Genomic DNA, 6014 nt, shown 5'->3' on the forward strand with positions numbered 1-6014 from the left:
CGTCGCCGTCGCGGGCGTCGACGGCCGTGACGCGGGCGCCGCGCGCGGCGAGGGCGCGCGCCGCGGCCCGGCCGGACACGCCGAGCCCGGCGACGCAGACGGCGAGGCCGTCCCAGGGACTCATCGTCACTTCTTCGGCATCCATTCCAGGTAGAAGATCCCGATCCCGATCCCGACGAACAGCGCCGACATCAGCCAGAACCGCACGACGATCGTGGTCTCGGCCCAGCCGGACAGCTCGAAGTGGTGCTGCAGCGGGGCCATCTTGAACACCCGTTTCTTGGTCATCTTGAAGCCGCCGACCTGGATGATCACCGACAGGGTGATCATCACGATCAGGCCGCACAGGATGGCCAGCAGGAACTGGGTGCGGGTGAGGATCGCGAGGCCGACCAGCACGCCGCCGAGGGCCAGCGAGCCGGTGTCGCCCATGAAGATCTTCGCGGGCGGGGCGTTCCACCACAGGAAGCCGAACACGCCGCCGAGCACGGCCGCGGCCACCACCGCGAGGTCCAGGGGGTCGCGGACGTTGTAGCAGTTGGGGGCGAGCGCGGCGGCGCAGGAGTTGCGCAGCTGCCAGTTGCCGATGATCACGTAGGCGGCCAGCACCATGCCGGCGGGGCCCGCGGCCAGGCCGTCCAGGCCGTCGGTGAGGTTCACGCCGTTGGACATCGCCGCGATCAGCAGCAGCGCCCAGACGACGAACAGGTAGGGGCCGATCGAGGGGCCGAAGTCGCGCAGGAAGGACAGGTGGGGGTCGGCGGGGGTGATGTCGTAGCCGTTGGGGAAGTTCAGCGAGGCGACCGCGAAGACCACCCCGACGAGGATGATGCCGATCATCTTGGCGCCGCTGCGCAGGCCGAGGCTGCGCTGCTTGAACACCTTGATGAAGTCGTCGACGAACCCGACGAACCCGAGGCCGGTCATCAGGAACAGCACCAGCACGCCCGAGATCGTCGGCGCCTCGCCGGTGAACAGGTGCGCGAGCGCGTACCCGAACAGCGACCCGACGATGAAGACGGTGCCGCCCATGGTGGGGGTGCCGCGCTTGGTGAGGTGGGCCTCGGGGCCCTCGTCCCGGATCATCTGGCCGTAACCGAGCCGGTTGACGATCCGGATCCACACGGGGGTGCCGACCATGACGAACACCAGCGCGAACCCGGCCGCGATGAGGATGTTGGTCATCGACCGGCCTCCGTGCCGGGCCCGCCGGGCCCGTCCGGCGCCAGCAGCGCCTCGGCGACCCGCTCCAGCCCGGCGACCCGGGAGCCCTTCACCAGCACGACGTCCCGCGGCGCGAGCCGCTCGCTGAGCGCGGCCACCGCCGCGCCGACGTCATCCACCTGCACGCACTCTCCCGTCCATGACGCCACCTCCGCGGCACCTTCGGCCATCGCCGCCGCGTTCGCGCCGACGACGACGAGGCCGTCCAGCCCGCTGCGCGCGGCGTGCCGCCCGATCCTGGCATGTTCCGCGGCGGACGAACCTCCCAGTTCGGCCATTTCACCCAGCACCGCGTACGCGCGCCGGCCGCGGGCCATGTGCGCGAGCACGTCGATCGCGGCCCGCGTCGAGTCGGGGTTGGCGTTGTAGGCGTCGTTGACCACCGTCACCCCGTCGGCCCGCTCGGTGACCTCCATCCGCCACCGGCTCGCCGGCTCCGCCTCCGACAGGCCCGCGGCGATCTCGTCCACCGGCAGGCCCGCCGCCCGCGCCGCCGCCGCAGCCGCCAGCGCGTTCGCGACCGCGTGCGAACCGTACAGCCGCAGCGCCACCGGCGCCGAACCCTCCGGCGCCACCAGCGTGAACCGGGCCCGGCCCTGCTCGTCGAGCGTCTCGTCCACCGCGCGGACCGCCGCGCCCTCCGACCGGCCGAACGTCACGACCTCGCCCACCGTGCGCGACGCCATGCCGCTCACCAGGGGGTCGTCGGCGTTGAGCACGGCGGTGCCGCCGGGCCGCAGCGCCTCCACCATCTCGCCCTTCGCCTGCGCGATCGCCTCGCGGCTGCCGAACTCGCCGAGGTGCGCGGTGCCGACGTTCAGCACCACGCCCACGTCGGGCGGGGCGATCCGGGTCAGGTAGGCGATGTGCCCGATGCCCCGGGCGCCCATCTCCAGCACCAGGTGCCGCGTCGCGGCGTCGGCGCGCAGCACCGTCAGCGGCAGCCCGATCTCGTTGTTGAACGAGCCCGGCGGCCACACCGTCGGCCCCGCCCGCCCGACGAGCTGCGCGATCAGGTCCTTGGTGGAGGTCTTGCCCGCCGACCCGGTGACCGCGGCGACGGTCGTGTCCGGCAGCCGCTCCAGCACGCCCCGCGCGAGCCGGCCGAGCGCCTCCTTCACGTCGTCGACCAGCACGGCCGGGCCGCCCACCGGGCGCTGCGCCAGCACCGCCGCGGCCCCGGCCGCCAGCGCGGCGGCGGCGAAGTCGTGCCCGTCCGCGCGCTCGCCCTTGAACGCCGCGAACAGCGCCCCGGGCTCCACCGCGCGGGAGTCGATGACCACGGGACCGCCGGCCACGGCGTCCGGGGGCGCCCCGTCGACGGTGCCCCCCGTGATCTCCGCGATCACCGACAGCGGAAGTGGGATCACGCCTGCGTCCCGTCCCCTCTACTTCTCTTCCCGAGGCGCGGCACGCCGCAGCGCCTCCCGGACGACCTCGCGGTCGTCGAACGGCTGGACCTCGCCCGCCGCGTACTGGCCCTGCTCGTGGCCCTTGCCCGCGACGACGAGGACGTCGCCGCGGCGGGCCCGGCCGACGGCCAGCGCGATGGCGGCGGCGCGGTCGGGCTCCACGACGATGTGCGCCCGGTGCCGCTGCGGCACCTTGAGCCCGCCCTCGACCATAGCGGCGAGGATGGCGAGCGGATCTTCGGACCTCGGGTTGTCGTTGGTGAAATACGCCATGTCGGCCAGCCGCGCCGCCGCCTCGCCCATCAGCGGCCGCTTGCCGCGGTCGCGGTCGCCGCCGCAGCCGAGGACCACCGCGAGGGTCCCCTCGGTGACCGGACGCAGCGCCGTCAGCACCGCCTCGACCGCGCCCGGCTTGTGCGAGTAGTCGACGAGGGCGACGAAGTCCTGGCCCTCGTCGACCCGCTCCAGCCGCCCGGGCACGCCCTCCAGCGACGCGACGCCGCGCACCGCCGACGGCAGCCCGATCCCCGCCTCCACCAGCGCGACGATCGCGGCGAGCGCGTTCGCGACGTTGAACGGCCCGGCGAGCCGCACCGAGGCGTCGGCCTCGACGCCGCCCGGCCCGACGACGCGGAACACGCTGCCGTCCGCGCCGACCCGCACGTCCTCGGCCCGCCAGTCCGCCGCCGGGTCGCCGGACGCCGAGAACGTCGTCATCGGGATCCGGGCGACCTCCAGCAGCTCGCGGCCGTAGTGGTCGTCGAGGTTCACCACCCCGACCCGCGCGTACTCCGGCGTGAACAGCCGCGCCTTCGCCAGGAAGTAGTCCTGCATGGTCGGGTGGTAGTCCAGGTGGTCCTGCGACAGGTTCGTGAAGACGGCGACCTCGTAGTGCGCGCCGCCGACCCGGCCCTGCACCAGCGCGTGGCTGGACACCTCCATCGCCGCGGCGCCGACGCCGCGCTCGCGCATCATCGCCAGCAGCGCGTGCAGGTCCGTCGCCTCCGGCGTGGTCAGCGCGCTCGGCACCCGCTCGTCGGCGACCCGGATCTCCACGCCGCCGACCAGCCCGGTGGTGAGACCCGCGCCGCGCAGCCCCGCCTCGACCAGGAACGCCGTGGTGCTCTTGCCGCTGGTGCCGGTGATGCCGATGAGCGTGATGTCGCGTCCCGGCTCCCCGTACACCCAGGCGGCCGCGTCGCCGAGCCGCGCCCGCGCGTCCGCGACCACCAGGACCGGCAGCCCGGTCGCGGCGGCGCGGCTCCGGCCGGCGGCGTCGGTGAGGATCGCGACCGCGCCCGCCGCGGCGGCCTGCGCGGAGAACTCCGCGCCGTGCGTGCGGGTGCCGGGCAGCGCCGCGTAGACGTCGCCGGGCCGCACCGCCCGCGAGTCGTGCGTGATCCCGGTGACCTCCGCGTCCCCCCAGTCGCCCCGCCCGATCCCGAGAGTCGCCGCGAGCCCGTCCAGCGGACGGGCCTGAGTGGTGGTCGGACGCATGGCGGTTCTTTCGGTGCCGGTGGGACGGGAACCCTGGTGAACGGATGGTGGACTCACGGCGAGTGAGGGTACTCGCTGCGGTCAGTCTCGGGCGTAGATCTTGGTGATCGGCGGTTTGCTCCCCGTCGGCGGGATCTTCTCGGACTGCAGCGCGAAGCTCATCACGTCGCGGAACACGGGCGCGGCGACGTCGCCACCATAGTGGCTGCCCCGCTTGGGGTCCTGCAGGACGACCTGCACGACGAGCCGCGGGTCGTCGGCGGGCGCGAACCCGGCGAACGACGCCGTGTACCCCTTGTAGCATCCGCAGCCCGCGTCGAAGCGCTGCGCCGTGCCGGTCTTGCCCGCCACCCGGTAGCCCTTGATCTGCGCCTTCGGCGCGGTGCCCTCGGCGGTGGTGACGCCCTCCAGCATGTCGCTGATCTGCCGGGCCGTGCCCTGGCTGATCACGCGGCGCTGCTGCGGGGCGGGCGCCGGGGTGAACCTGTCGTCCGCGCCGACCGTCCCCGCGATCAGGTTCGGCGCGACGCGGACGCCGCCGTTGGCGATGGTCGCGTAGACGCTCGCCATCTGCACGGCGTTGACCGACACCGTCTGCCCGAAGGCGATCGGGTACCGGTCGGTGCCCGACCACTTCGACGGCGGGTTCAGCAGCCCCGCCGTCTCCCCCGGCAGCGGCAGGCCGGTCTTCTGGCCGAACCCGAAGTCGCGCAGGGTCTGGTAGAGCTGCTCCTCGCTGATGGTCTGGCTGGCCATGATGGTGCCGACGTTGCTGGACTTGGCCAGCACCCCGGCGAACGTCAGGTCCTCCACGCCGTGCGGCTCGGAGTCGTGGAACACCACGTTGTACTTGCTGATCTTGTCGGGGACGCGGAAGGGCGTCTGGGGGGTGACCCCGCCGTGCTCCATGACGGCGGCGGCGGTGACGACCTTGCCGGTGCTGCCCGGCTCGTAGGCGTCCTGCACCACCGGGCTGCCCCACACGTCGCGGTCGTCCTTGGTGACGTGGTTCGGGTCGTAGCCGGGCGCCGACGCCATCGCCAGCAGCCGGCCGGTGCGCGGGTCCATGACGATGACGGTGCCGCTGCGCGCCCCGCTCGCCCTGACCTGCTTCTCGATCTCCTGCTGGGCCTTGAACTGCAGGTCCTGCTGGAGGGTGAGGCGGATGCCGCGGCCGGGCACGGGCGGCTTCTTCTGGTCCTCGCCCATGGGGATGTGCTGGCCCTCGAGGCTGATCTCCACGCGCTGCCAGCCGTCCCGCCCGGACAGCACGGCGTTCTGCGTGCTCTCGAGGCCGGCGGCGCCCTGTCCCGCACCGTTCACGAAACCTATGACGCTCGCGCCCAGCGATCCGTTGGGATACTCCCGGCGATATTCCGGCAAAGTCCCGATGCCCTGGAAGTTCCACGACGTGATGAGGCGGGCCTGGTCGGGGGTGACGCCGTGCGCCAGCGTGACGAACTGGGTGCCCTTCTTGCTGATCGCCTTCATCACCGCGTCCGGGCTCAGCCCGAGGGCGGGCGCGAGCGCGTTGACGATCGCCTGCCGCTTCTCCGGCTTGATGACGTACGGGTCGGCGGTGATGGCGCGGGCCTCCACCGTCACGGCGAGCCAGTTGCCCTGCGCGTCGGTGATGGCGCCGCGGACGGCGGGCAGCGTGAGCTTGCGCAGCCGCTGGTCCATCGCCTGCTCGCTGTACTTGCCCGACTCGATGGTCTGGAGCTGGACGAGGCGGCCCGCGAACAGCGACAGCACGAACGCCACGACCAGCAGCCCGGCGTTCAGCCGCTTCATCGGGTCGCGGCGGTGGAAGGGGACGCGCGGGCGGCGCGGGGGCCGCGGGGGGCGCCCGGACCCGCCGCCCGGGCGCGGGCCGCGGGG

The 6014-nt window shown here is 73.5% G+C and carries 4 protein-coding genes; all 4 read right to left on the reverse strand.

The window, feature by feature from the left end; translation table 11 throughout:
* Positions 1-126: 126 nt before the first annotated feature.
* Positions 127-1185, reverse strand: coding sequence for a phospho-N-acetylmuramoyl-pentapeptide-transferase (gene mraY / locus F9B16_RS48735; RefSeq protein ID WP_151547069.1), 1059 nt, complete (start codon positions 1183-1185; stop codon positions 127-129).
* Complete coding sequence (locus F9B16_RS48740; RefSeq protein ID WP_151547070.1) at positions 1182-2594, reverse strand: UDP-N-acetylmuramoyl-tripeptide--D-alanyl-D-alanine ligase; 1413 nt, start codon at positions 2592-2594, stop codon at positions 1182-1184. The genes mraY and F9B16_RS48740 overlap by 4 nt, the downstream gene beginning before the upstream one ends.
* Positions 2595-2612: 18 nt before the next feature.
* On the reverse strand, positions 2613-4133 hold the full coding sequence (locus F9B16_RS48745; protein ID WP_151547071.1) for a UDP-N-acetylmuramoyl-L-alanyl-D-glutamate--2,6-diaminopimelate ligase: 1521 nt from the start codon (positions 4131-4133) through the stop codon (positions 2613-2615).
* A gap of 81 nt (positions 4134-4214) precedes the next feature.
* Positions 4215-5927 carry a peptidoglycan D,D-transpeptidase FtsI family protein gene (locus F9B16_RS48750; protein WP_151547072.1) on the reverse strand — a complete coding sequence of 571 codons (1713 nt, stop codon included), beginning with the start codon at positions 5925-5927 and terminating at the stop codon, positions 4215-4217.
* Positions 5928-6014 lie beyond the last annotated feature (87 nt).

This window comes from Actinomadura montaniterrae (assembly GCF_008923365.1).
In the GTDB taxonomy this organism is placed as follows: Bacteria; Actinomycetota; Actinomycetes; order Streptosporangiales; family Streptosporangiaceae; genus Spirillospora; species Spirillospora montaniterrae.